At 52.5% G+C, this 18501-nt stretch carries 18 protein-coding genes and 2 pseudogenes; 10 read left to right on the forward strand and 10 right to left on the reverse strand.

What is annotated here, in order from left to right; translation table 11 throughout:
* The 8 genes from IQ254_RS13680 to IQ254_RS13720 all read right to left on the reverse strand — a co-directional run.
* On the reverse strand, positions 1-1810 hold a 1810-nt coding region (locus tag IQ254_RS13680; protein WP_193966713.1), incomplete at its 3' end, for an RNA helicase.
* Between the two features lie 827 nt (positions 1811-2637).
* Complete coding sequence (locus IQ254_RS13690; protein ID WP_193966715.1) at positions 2638-2991, reverse strand: hypothetical protein; 354 nt, start codon at positions 2989-2991, stop codon at positions 2638-2640.
* 10 nt (positions 2992-3001) lie between these two features.
* Positions 3002-3418 carry a VOC family protein gene (locus IQ254_RS13695; RefSeq protein WP_193966716.1) on the reverse strand — a complete coding sequence of 139 codons (417 nt, stop codon included), beginning with the start codon at positions 3416-3418 and terminating at the stop codon, positions 3002-3004.
* A 28-nt stretch (positions 3419-3446) separates the two neighbouring features.
* Positions 3447-4292 carry an SDR family oxidoreductase gene (locus IQ254_RS13700; protein WP_193966717.1) on the reverse strand — a complete coding sequence of 282 codons (846 nt, stop codon included), beginning with the start codon at positions 4290-4292 and terminating at the stop codon, positions 3447-3449.
* 36 nt (positions 4293-4328) lie between these two features.
* Positions 4329-5417: an aldo/keto reductase gene (locus IQ254_RS13705; protein ID WP_193966718.1), complete on the reverse strand. Its 1089-nt coding sequence runs from the start codon at positions 5415-5417 to the stop codon at positions 4329-4331.
* Between the two features lie 49 nt (positions 5418-5466).
* On the reverse strand, positions 5467-6330 hold the full coding sequence (locus tag IQ254_RS13710) for an AraC family transcriptional regulator (protein ID WP_228040661.1): 864 nt from the start codon (positions 6328-6330) through the stop codon (positions 5467-5469).
* A 146-nt stretch (positions 6331-6476) separates the two neighbouring features.
* A complete protein-coding gene (locus IQ254_RS13715) occupies positions 6477-7739 on the reverse strand; it encodes an AAA family ATPase (RefSeq protein ID WP_193966720.1) in 1263 nt (420 codons plus the stop codon).
* A 139-nt stretch (positions 7740-7878) separates the two neighbouring features.
* Positions 7879-9114: a helix-turn-helix domain-containing protein gene (locus IQ254_RS13720; protein ID WP_193966721.1), complete on the reverse strand. Its 1236-nt coding sequence runs from the start codon at positions 9112-9114 to the stop codon at positions 7879-7881.
* Between the two features lie 477 nt (positions 9115-9591).
* On the opposite strand from IQ254_RS13720, the pseudogene IQ254_RS33640 reads away from it, so the two are divergent.
* Positions 9592-9705, forward strand: a pseudogene (locus IQ254_RS33640) (phage integrase N-terminal SAM-like domain-containing protein); the annotation flags it as partial.
* On the opposite strand, the gene IQ254_RS13730 reads toward IQ254_RS33640, so the two are convergent.
* Positions 9675-10106: a Uma2 family endonuclease gene (locus IQ254_RS13730; protein ID WP_193966723.1), complete on the reverse strand. Its 432-nt coding sequence runs from the start codon at positions 10104-10106 to the stop codon at positions 9675-9677. The pseudogene IQ254_RS33640 and the gene IQ254_RS13730 overlap by 31 nt on opposite strands.
* Positions 10107-10154: 48 nt before the next feature.
* Positions 10155-12158 carry an excinuclease ABC subunit UvrB gene (uvrB, locus tag IQ254_RS13735; RefSeq protein WP_193966724.1) on the reverse strand — a complete coding sequence of 668 codons (2004 nt, stop codon included), beginning with the start codon at positions 12156-12158 and terminating at the stop codon, positions 10155-10157.
* 299 nt (positions 12159-12457) lie between these two features.
* On the opposite strand from uvrB, the gene IQ254_RS13740 reads away from it, so the two are divergent.
* From IQ254_RS13740 to IQ254_RS33645, 9 genes and pseudogenes are all read left to right on the forward strand, one after another.
* A complete protein-coding gene (locus IQ254_RS13740; RefSeq protein WP_193966725.1) occupies positions 12458-13708 on the forward strand; it encodes an RNA polymerase sigma factor in 1251 nt (416 codons plus the stop codon).
* A 65-nt stretch (positions 13709-13773) separates the two neighbouring features.
* Entirely contained in the window at positions 13774-13983 is a 210-nt protein-coding gene (locus IQ254_RS13745) for a hypothetical protein (RefSeq protein ID WP_193966726.1), read from the forward strand.
* Positions 13984-14184: 201 nt separating this feature from the next.
* A complete protein-coding gene (locus IQ254_RS13750) occupies positions 14185-14853 on the forward strand; it encodes a Uma2 family endonuclease (RefSeq protein WP_193966727.1) in 669 nt (222 codons plus the stop codon).
* Positions 14854-15060: 207 nt separating this feature from the next.
* Positions 15061-15789, forward strand: coding sequence for a DUF899 domain-containing protein (locus tag IQ254_RS13755; RefSeq protein WP_193966728.1), 729 nt, complete (start codon positions 15061-15063; stop codon positions 15787-15789).
* A gap of 125 nt (positions 15790-15914) precedes the next feature.
* Positions 15915-16316 (forward strand): GFA family protein, encoded by a 402-nt coding sequence (locus IQ254_RS13760; protein WP_193966729.1) that lies wholly within the window; start codon positions 15915-15917, stop codon positions 16314-16316.
* Between the two features lie 37 nt (positions 16317-16353).
* On the forward strand, positions 16354-16740 hold the full coding sequence (locus IQ254_RS13765; protein ID WP_193966730.1) for a YciI family protein: 387 nt from the start codon (positions 16354-16356) through the stop codon (positions 16738-16740).
* 114 nt (positions 16741-16854) lie between these two features.
* Positions 16855-17295, forward strand: a complete 441-nt coding sequence (locus IQ254_RS13770; protein WP_193966731.1) for a nuclear transport factor 2 family protein — start codon at positions 16855-16857, stop codon at positions 17293-17295.
* A 160-nt stretch (positions 17296-17455) separates the two neighbouring features.
* Positions 17456-17929 carry a VOC family protein gene (locus tag IQ254_RS13775; RefSeq protein ID WP_193966732.1) on the forward strand — a complete coding sequence of 158 codons (474 nt, stop codon included), beginning with the start codon at positions 17456-17458 and terminating at the stop codon, positions 17927-17929.
* Positions 17930-17997: 68 nt separating this feature from the next.
* A pseudogene (locus IQ254_RS33645) lies at positions 17998-18216 on the forward strand (VOC family protein); the annotation flags it as partial.
* Between the last annotated feature and the right edge of the window lie 285 nt (positions 18217-18501).

The raw sequence follows: 18501 nt of genomic DNA on the forward strand, positions 1-18501 counted from the left end.
GGGGGAGATCGGTCGGGGGGGCCAGGGTATCGACCGACTGCAAGCGGGGAATATCGGCGTGGAGGCCGACCACATCGGTGGCGGTGACCACGCACCACTGGTTGGTTTGGGTCAGGCACACCAGGTAAGGGAACTGCCCAGACCCCTGCACCTTAGTGACTAACACGGCGGCAACCGGCTCACTCACCGGCATATGCTTGCCCTTGAGCGAAAGCAGGGTGCCTGCGATCGCAAAGGGTACTGTCTTGCCCACGTCCTCAGCCAGCACCTGGGCGGCCTGTTGCTGGAGAGTCTTGAGCAGGCGGCGTTCTTCCTTGAGCCGTTCTTTGAGTTTGGCGTACTCAGCCAGTAGGTCTTCATCAAAGGCGGCGAGCTGGGCCTGCTGATGGGCGATCGCCCCCTCTAGCCGATCGATTTCCTCCTGTTGGGGCACCAGGTGCAGGGTGGCCAAATATTGGCCAAAGCTGCGCTCGACCAGATCCTTGGCCTCATCCAGGGTGTGGGTTTGTAGCAGGTTGAGCACCATGCCATAGCCAGGGGTAAACTGGCTCACCAGCGGGTCGGCCCCCGAGGTGGCCAGGTGCACCGCCTCCCGCGACCCTTCAAAGGGGCTTTCAACGGTGACCACATGGCCCTGCTCATCCATCCCCCGCCGTCCGGCTCTGCCCGCCATCTGCAAAAACTCCGACGACGTCAGCAGGCGGTGGCCGCTGTCGGTGCGCTTCGAGAGGCTGGCAATCACCGTGGTGCGGGCGGGCATGTTGATGCCCGCCGCCAGGGTCTCAGTGGCAAACACCACCTTAATCAACCCGGCCTGAAATAACTCTTCCACCAGCCCCTTCCACAGGGGCAAAATGCCCGCATGGTGGGCGGCAATGCCCCGGTAGAGCGGCCCCACCTGGCCCGCTCGCCCGGCATCGGGGTTATGGGCTAAGAAGGTGTCAATCCGCAGCTTTAGCTCCTGGGCCTCGGCGTCGGTCACCAGCGACAGGTGGCTGACCTCATCCACCGATTTGTCGCAGCCCCGGCGACTAAAAATAAAGTAGATGGCGGGCAGCATGTCCCGCTCTTGCAGTTGACCCATCACAAAGGGCAGGCTGACTCGCCCACCGCCTCGTCGGCCTGGCTGCCGCTGGGGCTTGCGCTGCTTTTTTAGCTGGGGGTTGATCGCCTTTTGGGCATCGTCGAGCAGGGGCACCAACCGCTTGCCGGTGCAGTAGTGAAACTGCAGCGGCACCGGGCGAAAGTCGGAGTAGATCAGTTCTGTGGGGCCGTGCACCTTTTGCAGCCAGTCGGTCAGCTGACCAGAGTTTTCGACCGTGGCCGACAGGGCCAGCAGCTGAATCTCCGGGGGGCAGTAGATAATCGACTCTTCCCAGACGGTGCCGCGCTGGCGATCGTTCATGTAGTGGCACTCGTCGAGCACCACCGCTTCGACCTGCTGTAGGGTGGTGCCGGTCTCGCCAATGCGCGTGCCGTAGAGCATGTTGCGAAAGATTTCGGTGGTCATCACCACGATGGGGGCATCGCGGTTGATGGACAGATCTCCGGTCAGCAGGCCCACATTTTCGTAGCCAAACTGGTCGCGAAAATCGCGCAGCTTTTGGTTAGACAACGCCTTCAGCGGAGTGGTATAAAACACCCGCTTGCCGTGGGCTATGGCTCGATAAATGGCGTATTCGCCGATCAGCGTTTTGCCCGATCCAGTGGGCGCGCACACCACCACAGACTTGTCGGCATCTAGGGCGTCTATGGCCTCATGCTGAAAATCATCGAGGGGAAAGGGAAATAATTTGGCTAGGTCTAGCACAGGGCTGGCACTAAGGGGGCGTCCCTATTCTAGTGTGCTGAGCGATCGCCGAAACAAGAGCAAGTTGAGCCGTGCTGTCTAAGAGATGTGAATTAGGGCAGCAGATCTATACATTCAAGATGGGCAACTGCTGCTGCACTGCGCCCAACCCCAGGGCGATCGCTCTTTAGAGTAGTCCAAACAAATAACCATCCGCTGCACCAGAGCTTATGTTAGCCTGCGTTGCCACTCTGATACTCTGCCATCTGCTGACTAATAGATGCCTGAATTTTGCTATCGAAGTCTAGATCGTTAACTGACGTGATGACATGAAGGGAACGTTCTCTTCGCCTTGCTAAGTAAGCCTGGAAAGCAGCATTATCATCTCGATGGGTCAGAAAATAACGCCTTAGTTCTTGGTAAGACATTGCTGCATAGTTAACTGAACTCATCACAGCACCTCCCCATTCGGAGTAACTTCAAACTCAATTTCCTCGTTTTGCCCTGCCAACACATACAGATTCTGGGTTCGACCATCGATACAAACTAAATGAATAGATTGTAACATTTGATACGTTAGACGGTGGCTAATTTGATACAAGCACCTTGATTGACTATCTGTTGGCATCAAATCCGATCATTTGCAATGGAGGCTTTATCATTGTAACTTGCTCCAAATACCCAGCCGATTGCTGCAAAATCCTGCCTTACAAGAGTTTTCTGAGGTGCTTTGGGCTTGAATGCCAACAGCAAACTTGGCTGAAGCAGCCTAACGATCCTGTTCAGCGGCTGCCAATCACTCTTGCCCCAACACCCATTACCTTTGCCAGTCCGCTGCAATAGGCTGGTTATGTAGCGACAGTATCGACAAACTGGACAATCCGTTTTATGACTCCTGCATCGGTTAAGTCGCCCACCATTAGCCCGCACGATAGTATCTCGCCACTATCTTGCTGTAATTTCCATCGGAGTCGAAACACGTTGTGGTGTGCATCGATCTCCTCTTCTGCAATTAACTTGTGATCGAAACGGGATCGGAATTTTTCAATTAAGGCTTGCATGCTATCGATTCCCTGAATCGGTTCGGGCGCATGTGGGTCAATGTAGATTGCATTGGTTGTCATACAGCTTTGGAGCAAACGTTGTCTTTCTTCAGATGTTTCAACGTTCCAGGCTGCTAGATAGGTTTCAATAGCGCTCATTCGTAGCTCCTCAAAAAATACGATGGGTATTGGTGGGATCTTGGTAAGCCTTTTCCATAGCAAAAGGTCGAACATCTTCAAAAATGCCGTATCGATTCCCACTTGGATCATGGAACACGTAGCAGGTTCCATTGGGCATTTCCATTGGTCCGCGTTCTGCTTGCCAACCTTTAGCGGTTAGTGTGGCAACTACATTCGACAAGTCATCAACTGCAAAAATTGGCATGATACTGGGGGCGCTTAAATGGTCGGCAATCAGGATTAACGGACTATCTCCCAACTTGAATGCTGCAACTTTTGCCCCAAAGCGATCAAATCCCCAAACGAGTTGAGCGCCGAGCACGTTGCGGTAGAACTCGAAATCAGCTTCGAAATCAGCAGAGCCGACATACAGAAAAGCCATCTTGGAAAATAAGTTGTTATTCATCGCGACCTCCCTGGCAAAATGCCACGAATTAACGAAATTGCTCGGCGTAATCTGCCGCGAACTGTTGGAATAAAATTGGCGATCGCCCCGTAATCATAGACACCGTATCTTCAATCACGGGAACCTGAGCGGGTGCGTTCCCCATCTCTGTTAAACAATTGACCAACCAATCAGGTATTCCAGCGCTGATCATCCCCTGGCGATAGTCTGCTGGCGACAATTGAATGAGTTTGACTTCCCGTCCTAAGACCTCTCCAAGCTGTTGCAGCATTTGACTAAATGACAAAACTTCAGCCCCAGTCAGGTGGTAGCGTTTTTGCTCATGTCCCCCACGGGTCAAAACCTTTAAGGCCACAGCAGCAATATCTCTTGCATCAATCGCAACTGTGAGCGTATCGCCTGTGGCAAATAAGCAGCTTTGCTCTCGAATCGTCGATGCCGACATTAGCAGATTTTGCATAAAGTAAGTCGGACGAAGGAATGTCCACGTCAGCCCTGAAGCCTCCAGATACTGCTCAACTTCTCCATGCCAGCGATTGACGCTCAAACTCGATTGTGGGTCAGCGCCTTCTACCGAGAGTTTAACCACATGCTCAACCCCTGCTTTCTGCGCTGATTGAATGACCTGCTGCTGTAGTTGAGGTATTTGAGGATCCAGAGAAGATAGGAGAAAGAGCTTCTTCACCCCTTGCAAGGCGGTTCTCATCTCTTCTGGCTGAGCCAGGTCGCCGACAATAGTCTCGATATTTGGAGCTGTGATCTGTTTTGCTTTTTCGGGCGACCGCACTAATGCTTTGGCTGGAATGCCTGCTGTCGCAAATTGCTGAACCAATGCGCTTCCAATATTGCCAGTCGCACCTGTAATTAAAATCATGGTATTTACTCCTATCATTGGTTGGCAACTAATGGCTCATCGCCAGCGGTTATAGTCAAATTGCGGCCCCCGCTCAACCGTTACCCCCTTATCGATAATTCCGGCGACTGCTTCGCTGGACGCAAAATCGTGTGGAAATCCCAACTCAAAAGCAGACACTTTGCTCAGCCTCGACAGTGTCTCTTCGGGTAAAGTGAGTGTCGCGGCTTTGAGGTTTTCCTGAAGTTGCGACGCTGTGCGCGCCCCTAGAATCGGAATGGGACGACCAAACCGGCTCAACACCCAGGCAATCGCAACCTCCGCAGACGTTGAATTAATCTCATCTGCAATAGATTTCACCTCAGCGGCAATGGCCAATGCCCGGTCAGTTAGCCAACCTGCGCCTTGCACCATCCCGCTACGGGTTCCTTCTTCTGGGGCGTTAGTTGAATTAGCCTTAGCGTACTTGCCCGTGAGAATCCCTGAAGCCAGTGCTTGCCAGGTGACTGTTTGTAACCCATGATCCACAGACATCGGCAGCACATCACGCTCTAATGTGCGATCAATGAGGTTGTAGCGACCTTGGTAGGCTACAAACGGTGACCAATGTGCCATGCGTGCCAGAGTATTGGCTTCTGCAACTTTCCACGCAGGCGCATCGGACATGCCGAGATATAGGACTTTCCCCTCGCGCACGAGGTCGTTCATCGCGCCCAGAGTTTCTTCAATCGGTGTGCGCCAATCCCATATGTGCAGATAGTAGAGATCAATGTAGTCAGTTTTTAGGCGACGAAGGCTATCCTCAACAGCGCGCTTCAGGGATTTGCGATGGGCACCTCCCCCATTTGGATCGCCTTCACGTCGAGAGAGACCGAACTTCGTTGCAATCACGAATCGCTCCCGCCGCCCCTGTAGGACGCTCCCGAGAATGGATTCGCTTTCTCCGTCGGTGTATTCATTGGCCGTATCAATGAAATTGCCGCCCAGATCAGCGTACACATCCAGCATCCGCTGAGATTCGTCAACATCAGCCCCCCACCCCCAGCTGTTGCCAAAAGTCATTGTACCTAGACAAAGCGGTGACACCCGTAATCCCGAACGCCCTAGTAACCGATAGTGATCGAGTTGATTGGAGAGTTGACTCATTTCGTCTGAACTCCTGCATCTCAAATGCTTGATATCACTATCTTAGAGTTCAAGTCAAAGGGGGTGATTGTACGTTCTTGCCGCCTTGTATAATTCCAGGCGTATAGCCTAAAAGTCGCTTGAAATGCCGGGTTAGATGGGCTTGATCGTAAAAACCTGTTTCGACTGCCACTTGTGCGATTGGGATGCCTCTCGCTAACTGCGCTTTTGCCTGCCAAACCCGCACCTGATTAAGAAACGCATGGGGTGGGACACCAACCTCTTGAGAAAATACGCGATTGAGCCGGAAGGGACTGAGGTTGACCAAGGCTGAAAGCTCCTCTAGGGAGACGTTTTCCGTAAACCTTTCCATGAGAAAGCTGCGCACTTGCTTAACGCGATCGCTCTCTCGACGAGAAGGCGGTAACTGAGGTGGCTCAACAATGCAGTGCTGAAGCAACAAAGCAGTTATTTTTAGCAGCCAACTATCCCGCTCTAAGCGAGAATGCGGCATTTCCAAAGCGCGATGAATGCGGGAGAATGCCTGAATGATGCTCGGATTCAGTTCAATGGGTTGGTTGAAGTGGGGTAATTGCGCCTCTCGCTCTGTCAAGTCTGAGATTAATCGCTGAAGGAATTGGGGACTGGTATGAAGCATCCGAAATGTACGGGGATGCTCAGGGCTCCCTTGACCGGCGAAGGGTTCTCCTGGCTGGATGAGCAGCAAACTCCCACCGCCAATGTAAAATTTCTCTCCCCGATAAGTAAAATTCGCCTGTCCTTGTTCAATGACGCCAATCAGATACTCCTGAAATATCTGTCGCGGCATTGAGGTGGTAATTCCAGAAGCACTGAGTAGCTCATAGGCACTCCCATCAGGTCGCCAAATCTTGACGTTGGGCTCGATGTTTGGCTTGGCTAGACTCAGACGCAATTCTTGAACCTCACCCTTAAGACCCCGTTCTTATACTATTGCCACAGCAAGTAACCAAGCTACATAACGCCCGGCTCTGCGGCTGGTAAAAGTGGAGGCGAAGCCGGAGCTTTTACCAGTCCGACAGCAGCCGCTTGTTAGCACATTTATATGTCCCATATTTCCCCATTAAATAGCTGCTCGTTTATCTTTGGCGGATTCGCTCTGACTTTTGGATGATTTGCCAGAATTTGTCTTAATGTTCGGACTGAGTCATAGGCATTTACAACAATTTCTCTCTGCTTTTTGAATAGCTCCTGATCAAAAGAATCAATATTGACTTTGTGAGCTGGCTTTTGACGGAGCTGCCTCACCTTTCTAAAGGTTTTCATCATTTCTTCAATTGGCGTCGGGTCTGAGGGCTTGAAATATTTATTAACCCACGCTTCAAGGATTTGTATAGTGCCTTTAGGCTTTACGACGATTTTTCCATCGTCCCTCTCTTCCTCATCCTCCAGCTCCACATCGTCTTCAAAGAATTTTTTGTTGATGTTGTCGGACATCATTTTATCCAATAACAGCACAAAGTTATTAAATTCAGCATGTGTAGGGCGCAAAAGAAAGCCAAACTCTTTGGGTGTTTCTTCATCGTAGCTATTTCGAAAGAGAGCAGGCTTTCCGATCAAGGCACTCATTTCATTGATGATTTTTAATTCTTCAGTAAATGCTCTGAAAATGGACATTCGAGTGCCCCACGAACCCAATATACTTGAAGCGTAATAATCAGGGTGTAGCTTAATATCTCCTTTTACTTCCTTTGCTGCCCAAACCTTCTGATGCTCAGGACTGAGATTCCCAAGGTATCGCAAAAATACTGCGACATATCTGTTTAGATCATCGTCGTAGGCAAAGCCAAATGTTTGAAGCAGTACCTGATCATGTTCTGGGACACTATCAGACTCGAAATATTCATCAGTGATGCATATTTGTCCATGGATGAAGTCGGTGTTATATGAATAGCGAGGATCGTTTCGGTAATATTCCAAAACTGACAAATCAAAAGTTCTAAAGTCGAGTTGACCAGCACCTTTGGCAAGCTCCATTTCGTAGGGTGCTTCACTATATGCGGCTAATTTCTCCGAGCTAGCCAGCTTTTTTTCATGAGGGTATAGGCATGTGTGACCGGGGTATTCTGCGGCATCGAATCCCTCAAGTACTTTATCTTTTGGAATTTTTGAAAAAGCTCTTATATGAGGGTTACCCTCAAAGCGAGCAGTCAAGATTTCATCTTCGATAGCCTGCCGAATCGAAGCTTTAAAAGCTTCATCGTTAATATCAAAGATGCCTTCCAATCCATAAATTGGCATTCCATTGAAGTCGCCTGATGAAAAATACTTTTCTTCTATAACTGAGTATAGTTCTTCGATCATCTTATTATTCCGATACTTCCTTGGGTGCTAACGGTGAAGCTCAACGGCGGCAGACAACCTCTGAGACACCACCGAGATCTGTTGTCCGTCCGTTGCAGCGCAGTGTTGGGCTGCTGGAAAAGACGGGTATAGAGATAAGCTATTTTGTTTGACTGCTTATTAAATAAGCAGCAAGCTCCTCAGAGATAACAAAACGGGGAGTGCTATTGTAAGTAATTTCATAAATTAAAGCATAATTCTCCAAGATCCTCATCTTGCTTCTCAACCAAGTGTGATTTTCAAAATAATACTCAAGAATTAAATTGTTAGGGTCTCCGTTATAAACTGCACCTTTGGGCATGAGAATAAGCTCTCGTGCAAATGGGTGTTCAAACAGATCATTTCTCATCTCTGCTAGAAGCTCAGGAATCAACTTCTCAACGTCTATGAATATGCTTTCTGGCGGCTTGGATAGAACAAGGCTAGGTTTAGCTGCATTCTCGCGTGAAGCTGTAAGTTGCAATAGTGCCTTATTAATCAATTCAAGCGCTTTTACCATCTTGGCAGGATTATCATTTCCAATAGAAATTGGCGGGACTGATCCGGTAACTTCAACTTTGGATTTATAAGTGTAAAAATTTCCAGCAAGATCACAATACTCCACTTCAAGATATACATCATCCCCAAAACGTTCTTTGGCTTCAACGTAGGTTGTCACATCAAAAAAGAACGGATTATTTCGATCAATAATTGATGCCTGAAGAGGGAAAAGGCTCTCACAATGTTGGATCATCTGAGGCAAAGGCGAAACGTCAATTTTGATATCAACTGCTGGTGAATCAGTAAGTGCAAGAATTCCAAGTTGTATAGCTTCTTCTTTGCCTGGTTTCAGACGAAATAGATGTGTCAATCGCGGCTTTGAAAAGTGCCTCTTAGCCCAAATGGCATCGACAATAAAATGTTTGGCTTTGATTGTATGAGCACCTGCTCGAATGTAATAGTGATTATCTGGAGCCATATGTGGCCCAGCATAACTTTCATGAATACCAACTACTAAAACGACTGAACCTGGCTGGATAGTACCTTGTCCCATTGAATCATGGATTAGTTTGATGTCATACCTAGGAACTGGTTCCACTTGATTAATAACTTGATCAGCCCAATCACGTAAATCCTGTTTTCCATTTTTTAGAGGTAATCCACCATCTGCTTCTCCATTACCATCAACGCCAACAATAAAGTATCCACCTCCAGAATTTGCAAAGCCTGACACTGCACAGCTTAGTTTCTTCTTGAGTGCTTCGAGTGAAGTACTACTCGATTTGAATTCAAAGGCATCATCTTCTGCACTTGGAAGTTGCGTCAGGTCGAAAGTCTCTAGGTTAATCTTTGACATGGGTTTGAAAAGATATGATCAACCCCAAGGTAGCATTCAACAAATGATTTTGAGATGACGTAACACTGCGTACCAATAGACAAGCTTTAGGTTACTTCCCTAACCGACACCTTAAGCAGCCCAACTACTGTTTAGCCTGCTTTTCCCTCTGTACTCCGCATAACACCCCTGGTCAGGATAGTTAGCCAGATCTTGAGTCGAATATCGCCTCCAAGAGGGGAGGTTAGGCTGAAAACTGTCGGCATAAATCCCCAAAATAGGGTGTTATGCAGATTTTGATCGGGCTATCTCCCCATATGGAGGTGTTATGCAGATTAACGTCTTAATAACTACCCCGTGACAGGGTACTATGCCGATCTTGCTCCGCATAGTAGACCTTCTGTGGGGTGTTATGCAGATAGCTTCAGCAAATCTTTATCTGGGGTACGGAGACTTAAGGTGTAGCATTTAGTACATTAGTCTTACTGCATCCTCCCTATGGAATCTCAACCCAGAAAACTCCTTGACCAAGTTCGCGACGCGATTCGCCTAAAGCACTACTCTTACCGAACCGAGCAAACCTATGTCGGCTGGATACGAAGGTGCATCCTTTCGAGAATGCCTTTGGCTTCGTATTCTGCCAGTTTGTGCAGGTAGTCATCGGCAACGGAGCTAGGACTGACGATTTCAACCGCTAAAATAGCGGCCACCTGCAAAATGGCGGTACTCTCCCCCGCGTCTTGGATGGCTGACATGGGGACGACCATAACGTCAGGTAAACGAGAGGTCTCCTCATCAATCTGCTGTCCAGCGCCCTGTACCGCAATCCAATCTTCGCCGATTGATTCAATAGCGGCGGTAAAAATACGTTCTAGATAGCGCGCAATGAGTAGATGCTGCCAGGTTGGCGGTGTCATGGCAACGAGGTAACCCCTAACCAGTTCGTAGCAGATATCGGTACCATCGGCGTAGGCCAGATAGTCAGCAAATGTGAGGGGCCTGGTTTGAACCATGGGGGCTGGGTAGTCAGAGATCCGCCAAAACTTAATATCTAAACTACCTTAGGATCGCTTGCCTAAGAGCTGATCGCGCAGGGTTTTGATGCGATCGCGGTACTTAGCCGCCTCCTCAAAGTCGAGGTTTTTGGCCGCTTCTTTCATCTGCTTTTCGAGCTGGCCGATGAATTCTGGAATCTCCTCCAGGGGCAGCTCATCTTTGTGCTCATAGACCTCTTCCAACTCGTGGGCGTTGAGGCGGCGCGAGACTTCGAGGAACGACAGAATCGAGTTGCTGTTGCGGCGAATGATCGAGGTAGGCGTAATACCGTTCGCCTCATTGTGGGCGGTTTGGATGGCGCGGCGGCGCTCGGTTTCGCTGATGGCTCTAGCCATGCTGTCGGTCAAATTGTCGGCGTAGAGAATCGCCTGCCCCTGGACGTGGCGGGCAGCGCGACCGATGGTTTGAATCAAAGAGCGTTCTGCCCGCAGGAACCCCTCTTTATCCGCATCCAAAATCGCTACCAGAGAAACCTCCGGCAGGTCGAGCCCCTCCCGCAGCAGGTTGACCCCCACCAGCACGTCGTAGAGACCTTCCCGCAGATCCTGAATGATCTCGATGCGCTCGATGGAGTGAATCTCGGAGTGCAGGTAGCGCACCCGCACCCCGTGCTCTTCAAAGTAGTCGGTCAAATCTTCGGCCATGCGCTTGGTCAGGGTGGTGATCAGCACCCGCTCCTGCTTGGCGGCCCGCTCGCGCACTTCGCCCAGCAGGTCGTCGATCTGCCCATCGGTGGGGCGCACAAAGATCTCGGGGTCGAGCACCCCGGTGGGGCGAATAATCTGCTCGACTACTTTGCCCTCGGAGATCTCAAACTCCCAGTTGCCGGGGGTGGCCGAGACAAAGATGCACTGGTTCACCTTGTCCCAAAACTCTTCCGCCTTGAGGGGGCGGTTGTCGGCGGCGCTGGGCAGCCGAAAGCCGTGGTCGATCAGCACCATCTTGCGGCTGCGATCGCCGTTGTACATGCCGTGAATCTGTGGAATGGTGACGTGGGACTCATCGATTACCAGTAGCCAGTCTTTAGGAAAGTAGTCGAGCAGGCACTCCGGCGGCGACCCGGCCTGGCGACCGGCCAGGTGGCGGGCGTAGTTTTCCACCCCGTTGCAGTAGCCCACCTCGCGGATCATCTCCAGGTCGTAGCGGGTGCGCTGCTCCAGCCGCTGGGCTTCAAGCAATTTACCTTCTTTTTCCAGAACCTCTAGCCGCTCCTTCAGCTCGTCCTGGATCGCCTGGCAGGCTTCATCGATGCGCTCGTCGGGGGTGACAAAGTGCTTGGCCGGGTAAATGCTGACGCCATCCATGCTCTGCAGGGTGGCCCCGGTGATCGGGTCAACGTAGCGCACGGCGTCGATCTCGTCGCCAAAGAACTCGACTCGAATGATGCGGTCTTCGTAGGCGGGGCCGATCTCCAGCACATCGCCCTTGACCCGAAACTTGCCCCGACCCAGATCCAGGTCGTTGCGAGAGTACTGAATCGAGGCCAGATCGCGCAGCACCTGGCGCTGGTTAACCTCCATGCCCACTTTCAGCGGAATCGAGGCCTTCAGGTACTCCGACGGAATCCCCAGGCCGTAGATGCAGCTGATCGAGGCGACCACAATCACGTCCTTGCGCTCAAACAGGGAGCGGGTGGCCGAGTGCCGCAGCATGTCGATCTCGTCGTTGATCGACGCCGTTTTGGCGATGTAGGTGTCGGTGGTGGGAATGTAGGCCTCGGGCTGGTAGTAGTCGTAATAGCTAATAAAGTACTCGACGGCGTTGTCGGGGAAAAACTCGCGCAGCTCGTTGCAGAGCTGCGCCGCCAGGGTTTTGTTGTGGGCCAGCACCAGGGCGGGCTTGCCGATGTTGTTGATGACGCGGGCGATGGTGTGGGTTTTGCCCGTGCCGGTGGCCCCCAGGAGGGTCTGGTACTTAGTTTGGTCTTGCAGGAACTTGGTCAGCCCCGCGATCGCCTTGGGCTGGTCACCCGTGGGTTCAAACGGAGCCTGAATGTTGAAGTCGCCCATAGGTCAAATCGGTACAAAGACACTATTACGTTTCTTCATAATGACTGATTTTACCCCCGATGGTGGTTACGGCTATCACCTAAGCTGCGCCTCTGGCCTCTTCGCTACACCGTTCCTTCCGGTCAGGGCTGCTCGTTGGAGCTAAGGAGGCAGGGAGCACTACTTGGGTTTCGCAACATTTAGTTGACTCGTTAAGTCGACTTCTGAGCCTGCTGTTTAGGCTGTAAGAGTCGTGGAACGATAACCGCACAGTACAATTATACTATAACATTCAACTCGCCAAAACACGGGCCTCAGCCATGGCCAAAACCACTGTCCCCAACATCCATCAGGCCGTAGAGGCTCTCTACCGCACCGAGTCGCGGCGGGTGTTTGCCACCCTGATTCGTCTGCTGGGCAACTTTGACCTCGCCGAAGAAGCCCTCCACGATGCCTTTGCCGTCGCTGCCGAAAAGTGGCCCCGGTCGGGATTACCCGCCAACCCATACGCCTGGCTAGTGTCTACCGGACGGTTCAAAGCGATTGACACCCTGCGTCGCCGCACCCGGTTTGATGCTTCTCTGGGGGAGTTAGCGTCAAAACTGAACACCGAAGCTACTTCGAACGAGATCGCCGATGATAGCCAGGTGGAGGACGATCGCCTGCGGCTCATTTTCACCTGCTGCCATCCCGCTCTGGCCGCCGAAGCTCAGGTGGCGCTGACCCTGCGGGAAGTCTGCGGCTTGACCACCGAAGAAATTGCCAGTGCTTTCCTGGTCTCTCCCTCCACCCTGGCCCAGCGAATTGTGCGGGCCAAGGCCAAGATTCGCGACGCGGGCATTCCCTACGAAGTGCCCTCGAAGGCTGACCTGCCCGATCGCCTCGAAACCGTCCTACAGGTGATCTATCTCGTGTTTAACGAGGGCTACGCGGCGTCCTCCGGGCCAGCCGTGACGCGGGCAACGCTTGCCGAAGAGGCGATTCGCCTAGGACGGCTGCTGATGGAGCTGCTGCCGGACTCAGAAGTCATGGGCCTGCTGGCCCTGATGCTGCTGCAAGAATCTCGGCGAGAAGCACGCACCTCTCCTACGGGCGATTTGGTTTTACTGGAAGACCAGGATCGCTCTCTGTGGGACGCCGACCAGATTGCTGAAGGTCGAGCCCTGGTGCAGCAGGTACTGGCGTCAGGCCGGTTTGGGGTGTATTCGGTGCAGGCGGCGATCGCAGCCATCCACGCCCAGACCCCCAGCACCGCAGAAACGGCCTGGCCTCAGATCGTCGCCTGGTATGACGTGCTGGCCCAGCTCAACCCTTCCCCGATCGTGGCGCTGAATCGAGCCGTAGCGATCGCCATGCGGGATGGCCCCGCCGAGGGACTAAAGCTGGTGGATGCGCTGCTGGAACAGGGCCAATTGCAGAGCTACCATCTGGCCCATGCCGCCCGCGCCGATCTCTGTCGGCGACTCGGGCAGGTGACCGCAGCCAGAGACGCCTACCAGCAGGCCCTAGCGCTTACAAAACAAGCGCCCGAGCGCCGCTTCCTGGAAAACCGCCTGCGAGAACTGGGCTGACGCGACAACGCGATCGCACCTAGTACAGAGTAGACCCAGTACCTCTTACAAGGATGAGACTGCCCATGGCCAAACCTAGCCTGAATGAAGACCGGCTCAAAGACGTCATGAAGGCCACCATACTCGAAATCTTTCAAGAGCGGCGGGAGCTTTTTCAAGAGCTAATTATTGAAGCCTTGGAAGACCTTGCCATGATCAAAGCGATTGACGAGGGCAAAGACTCTGAACCCGTCAGCCGAGAAACGATCTTTGCCATTCTGGAGCAGCCAGAGTGAAGGGCGACACCGTCCTCTTTGGGCGAGTCTTGCATCGCGAGAGTTCTATCGATATTTTCCGTAATTCGCATCTTTAGCAAAGCTATCCTACGAGAGGCTGGTGGATGAGCGCAGGGCCATTCGCAGGCTTACCATAACGAACTATCACGCTAGACTCTGCAGCCGTTAGCATAAGAGGCATTAGCGTCCTTTCTCAATCCTATGGTTAGTGTCGCCCCCATTGTTCCTCAGCCGATACCACAACCCATTGGCGAACGCCGATTGTTGTTTCATTCGCTCGACTGGCAGCGTTATCAAACCCTGCGAGACATCCTCAGCCGCAATGGAGACAATCGTAATATTCACTTCACTTATCTAAAGGGGACGCTAGAAGTTACCATGCCGCTGGAAATCCACGAATTCTCTGCGCGGATGATTGAGAAATTCATTTGGATATTGGTGGTGGAGTTGGGGATGAAGCTCAAAACGATGGGCTCCACGACCCTAGAGCAAGAGGAATTGGAGCGGGCGGCTGAGCCTGACAATGCCTACTACATTCAAAATCAGCCACTGGTGGCGGGCCGAATGGTTGACCTCGACCAAGACCCGCCGCCCGATTTAATTGTCGAGGTTGATATCACCCACACCGACATTGATAAACCAGCGCTCTATGCTGGCCTGGGTGTTCCAGAATTTTGGCGATACAACGGTGAGGTGTGGCGGATTTACGAGCTGCGCGATCGCGAGTACCACGAAGTAGACGCCAGCCCTACATTTCCGCAGGTGCCTAAAGCAAAACTCTACGAATTTTTAGCCGCCGCTCGTCGGGACGAGGTAGAAGCGGAACAGGCTCTGCGGCAATGGGTGCGATCGCTAATTTCAGACGCCTAATCACCGTATCAGACCGATGCCCAAACGACGTCCATCTGGCCCATGCCGTCTTCCCAGAAAATGCCTACAAGAACTGGGCTGAAAAGTTTTTTCGCGCTCTTGTCGATTTGCGCTCGCTCTAAACGACTACTTAGTGAAGGTCACTATTTCGAAGCCACGTCAGGTCGTTCCCATAGAACGGACGATGAACGCTAAGGAGACAACATCATGCCAAGTACCCCGATCGCCCATCCACCTATAGTTTCGCGAGAGGACTGGCTCAAGGAGCGAAAACAGCTCTTGGCTGAGGAGAAGGCGCTGACTAAACAAAGCGATCGCGTCAATGCTCAGCGGCGGCGACTGCCCATGGTCCAGCTCGAAAAACCCTATGTCTTCGACGGCCCCCAAGGTAAAACCAGCCTGCTCGATCTATTCGAGGGCCGCCGTCAGCTGATTGTCTATCATTTCATGTTTGACCCCGCCTGGGAGAAAGGCTGCATGGGCTGCACCGGGCTCGTGAGTGCTCTGGGCGACCTGAGTATGCTGGCCGAACGCAACACCACCTTTGTGCTGATCTCCCGCGCCCCGCTAGAAAAACTAGAACGCTACAAAGCTGCCCAGGGCTGGCCTTGGCCCTGGTTTTCCTCCTTCCACAGCGACTTCAACTATGACTTTCACGTCACCCAAGACGAATCTGTCGCGCCGATTGAATACAACTACCGCGATCAAGCAGAACTGGAGGCCAATCTAGGAAGATCCGATTTCAAAGGCGAGTGTCATGGCATGAGTGTATTCTTCCAGCTAGATGACCAGGTCTTTCACGCCTACTCCACCTATGGTCGCGGGGTTGAAAACTTGACCGACAGCTACAGCCTACTGGATATCACCCCCTACGGTCGCCAGGAAGACTTTGAAGACTCCCCCCCCGGCTGGCCGCAGCAGCCCACTTATGGATGACACGGAGATACAGAGAGGAAGACGGTAGGGAAGATAGGGGCGGTAGGGGCGCAAGGCTTGCGCCCTTGTCGCCATTCTCCGCAACCGAATATCACCAATTTTTCGTTTAGATGAGGGTTAAAACATTGCTGAAAACCTACAAGGGGAGTTGTCACTGTGGTGCGGTCAAATTCGAAGCCGACCTCGATCTCGCCCAAAACACGTATCGGTGCAACTGCTCGATTTGTCGGCGCACTCGGTTCTGGGTAGCCGTTGCCCAACCAGACGCTTTTCGTCTGATAACGGGCAACACAGACTTGACCGAGTATCTGTTCAATACCCGAAAGAATCAGCACTTCTTTTGTAAGCGCTGCGGTGTCCGCGCTTTCGGGGTCGGCAACGAAACGCCCATCGGCCAGATGTACGGCATCAACATCGGCTGCCTTGAGGGCGTCACTGAAGCGGAATTGTCAACGATCCCAATCACCTATGTGGATGGCCTGAATGATCGGTGGCAAGAGTCACCAGACTTTATCGCTCACCTATAAGCGAAACCATAAACACCACCAACCCAGGAGCCCAACTATGAAATACATGCTGCTTGTTTACAGTGACGAAACTGCCTGGACCGAGCACGAACAGGAACAGTGCTACGCCGAATCGATCCAGCTCACCCATCAGCTTCAGGCTAACGGCCAGTTTATCGGAGCGTCTCCCCTGCAGCCCGTTGCCACCGCCACCAGCGTGCGCGTGCGCCAGGGCAAACAGCTCATCACCGATGGCCCCTTTGCCGAAACCCACGAACAGCTCGGCGGCTACTTTTTGATCGATGCCCGCGACCTCAACGAAGCCATCAACATCGCCGGACGCATCCCCGCTGCCCACAAAGGCACCATCGAAATTCGGCCTGTGATGGAGCTTTCAGGGCTTCCCGAAAGTCTTGAAAAAAATACCGCCGACCTGTCGACTTAGAAATGCTCCATTCGACTAATTCATAGAAGCGAGAGCAATGGATGCCAATTCCACTCGCTGGTACGGGCGCACGGTAGTGCGTCCCTCTAAAAACCAACAATGAGGATTTACACCATGATTACGACCACCCCAAAAACCCAAAGCGAAACCCAGATTCGCCAGCTCATCGAGGCTCACACCCGCGCTATCTGCACCAAAGACTTGGAGGGCATCGTGGCCCATTACGACCCACAAGTCGTCATTTTTGACGTGAAACCGCCCCTTACGCTCAACGGCATCGACGCCTGCCGCCAAATGTGGGGAACCTGTCTGCCCTACATGCCGGAGATGACGGGCATTGAACAGGCCGAGATGACCATCACCGTTAGCGGCGATTTGGCCTTGGCCCACTGGCTCTCCCACTTTGAGGGCGTCGTGCCCGATCATCCTGCAGCCCAACTGCGGATGCGAATGACAGCGGCTTGCCAGCGGAGCGAAACCGGCTGGCAAATCATTCACGAACACGTTTCGGTGCCCATGTCGTTTGAGGGCAGCGACGATTGCGCCGATACCTGATACCAAATCCTGACTGAATATCCCCGGTTTGTAGGGGCGTAGCATGCTACGCCCCTACAGGGTTCCTGATTATGAATCGGGGTTTACCAAAACGGATTTCGTATGACCCTGGCTGAACAAATCTACGAACCTGTTATCCCACTTATTTGGACTGAACATCATGCAGAAAGTTGTTCCCTGTCTATGGTTTGATGGCGACGCTGAAGCCGCCGCCCAGTTTTATGTTTCACTGCTGCCCGATTCCAGCATTGATGGCGTCTTGAAATCACCGGCTGACACACCCAGCGGCCCCGCCGGTACCGTGCTGACCGTCGATTTCACCCTGGCTGGGGCGAAATATATGGGGCTGAACGGTGGCCCGCAGTTTCCCTTCACCGAAGCCGTGTCGTTTCAGATCTACTGCGAAAACCAGGCTGAAGTGGATCGACTGTGGGCTGCCTTTGCGGATGGTGGCTCAGAAGTTGCCTGCGGCTGGATCAAAGATCGCTGGGGGCTTTCCTGGCAGATTGTGCCGACCCGACTGATGGAATTGCTGAACGACCCCGATAGAGAACGGGCTCGCCGAGCCCAGGAGGCCATGATGCAGATGGTAAAGATCGACATCGCTGAGATCGAGCGGGCGGCAAAGGGATGACCTGGCTCCGCGATCGGGAAACTGACTGCTATTTCTTCGTCTGGCTGGAATTGTTAAGCGAGGACACTATGGAATTTAACCCAGTTAGTTGGTTCGAGATCTATGGGCAAGACATGGATCGGGCGACGAAATTTTACGAAACCGTTCTCGCTGTCAAACTTGAGCGGTTGAACTCGCCAGATCCCAACGTCGAAATGATGACGTTCCCGATGGGGATGGAACGCGCTGGCGCATCTGATGCGCTTGCCAAAATGGCTGGAGTTCCGTCCGGTGGTAACAGCACACTGGCTGATTGCCTGACACATCCTCAGGGTAGATACTGTGTTAGATCCTTGGGGTCAAGATGCCTGAGGGGCTAGCTTTTTGGGGGTGCTCGTAACATCCACGGACAGCGTCAAGATTTTCGAGTTCTGCATTGCCGCCGCTCGGTTCAAACGGCTTAGTCAAAAAAGGTACTGGTACAGACGCTCTTCGGCAACCGTAGGGAACCTATCAAGAAGAGGGCAGCCTAACTGACTACCCAGTAGACTTTGCACCCCACACCCACCCCAATGTGGAAATAGAAGATATGC

The organism is Nodosilinea sp. LEGE 07088 (assembly GCF_015207395.1).
In the GTDB taxonomy this organism is placed as follows: domain Bacteria; phylum Cyanobacteriota; class Cyanobacteriia; order Phormidesmidales; family Phormidesmidaceae; genus Nodosilinea.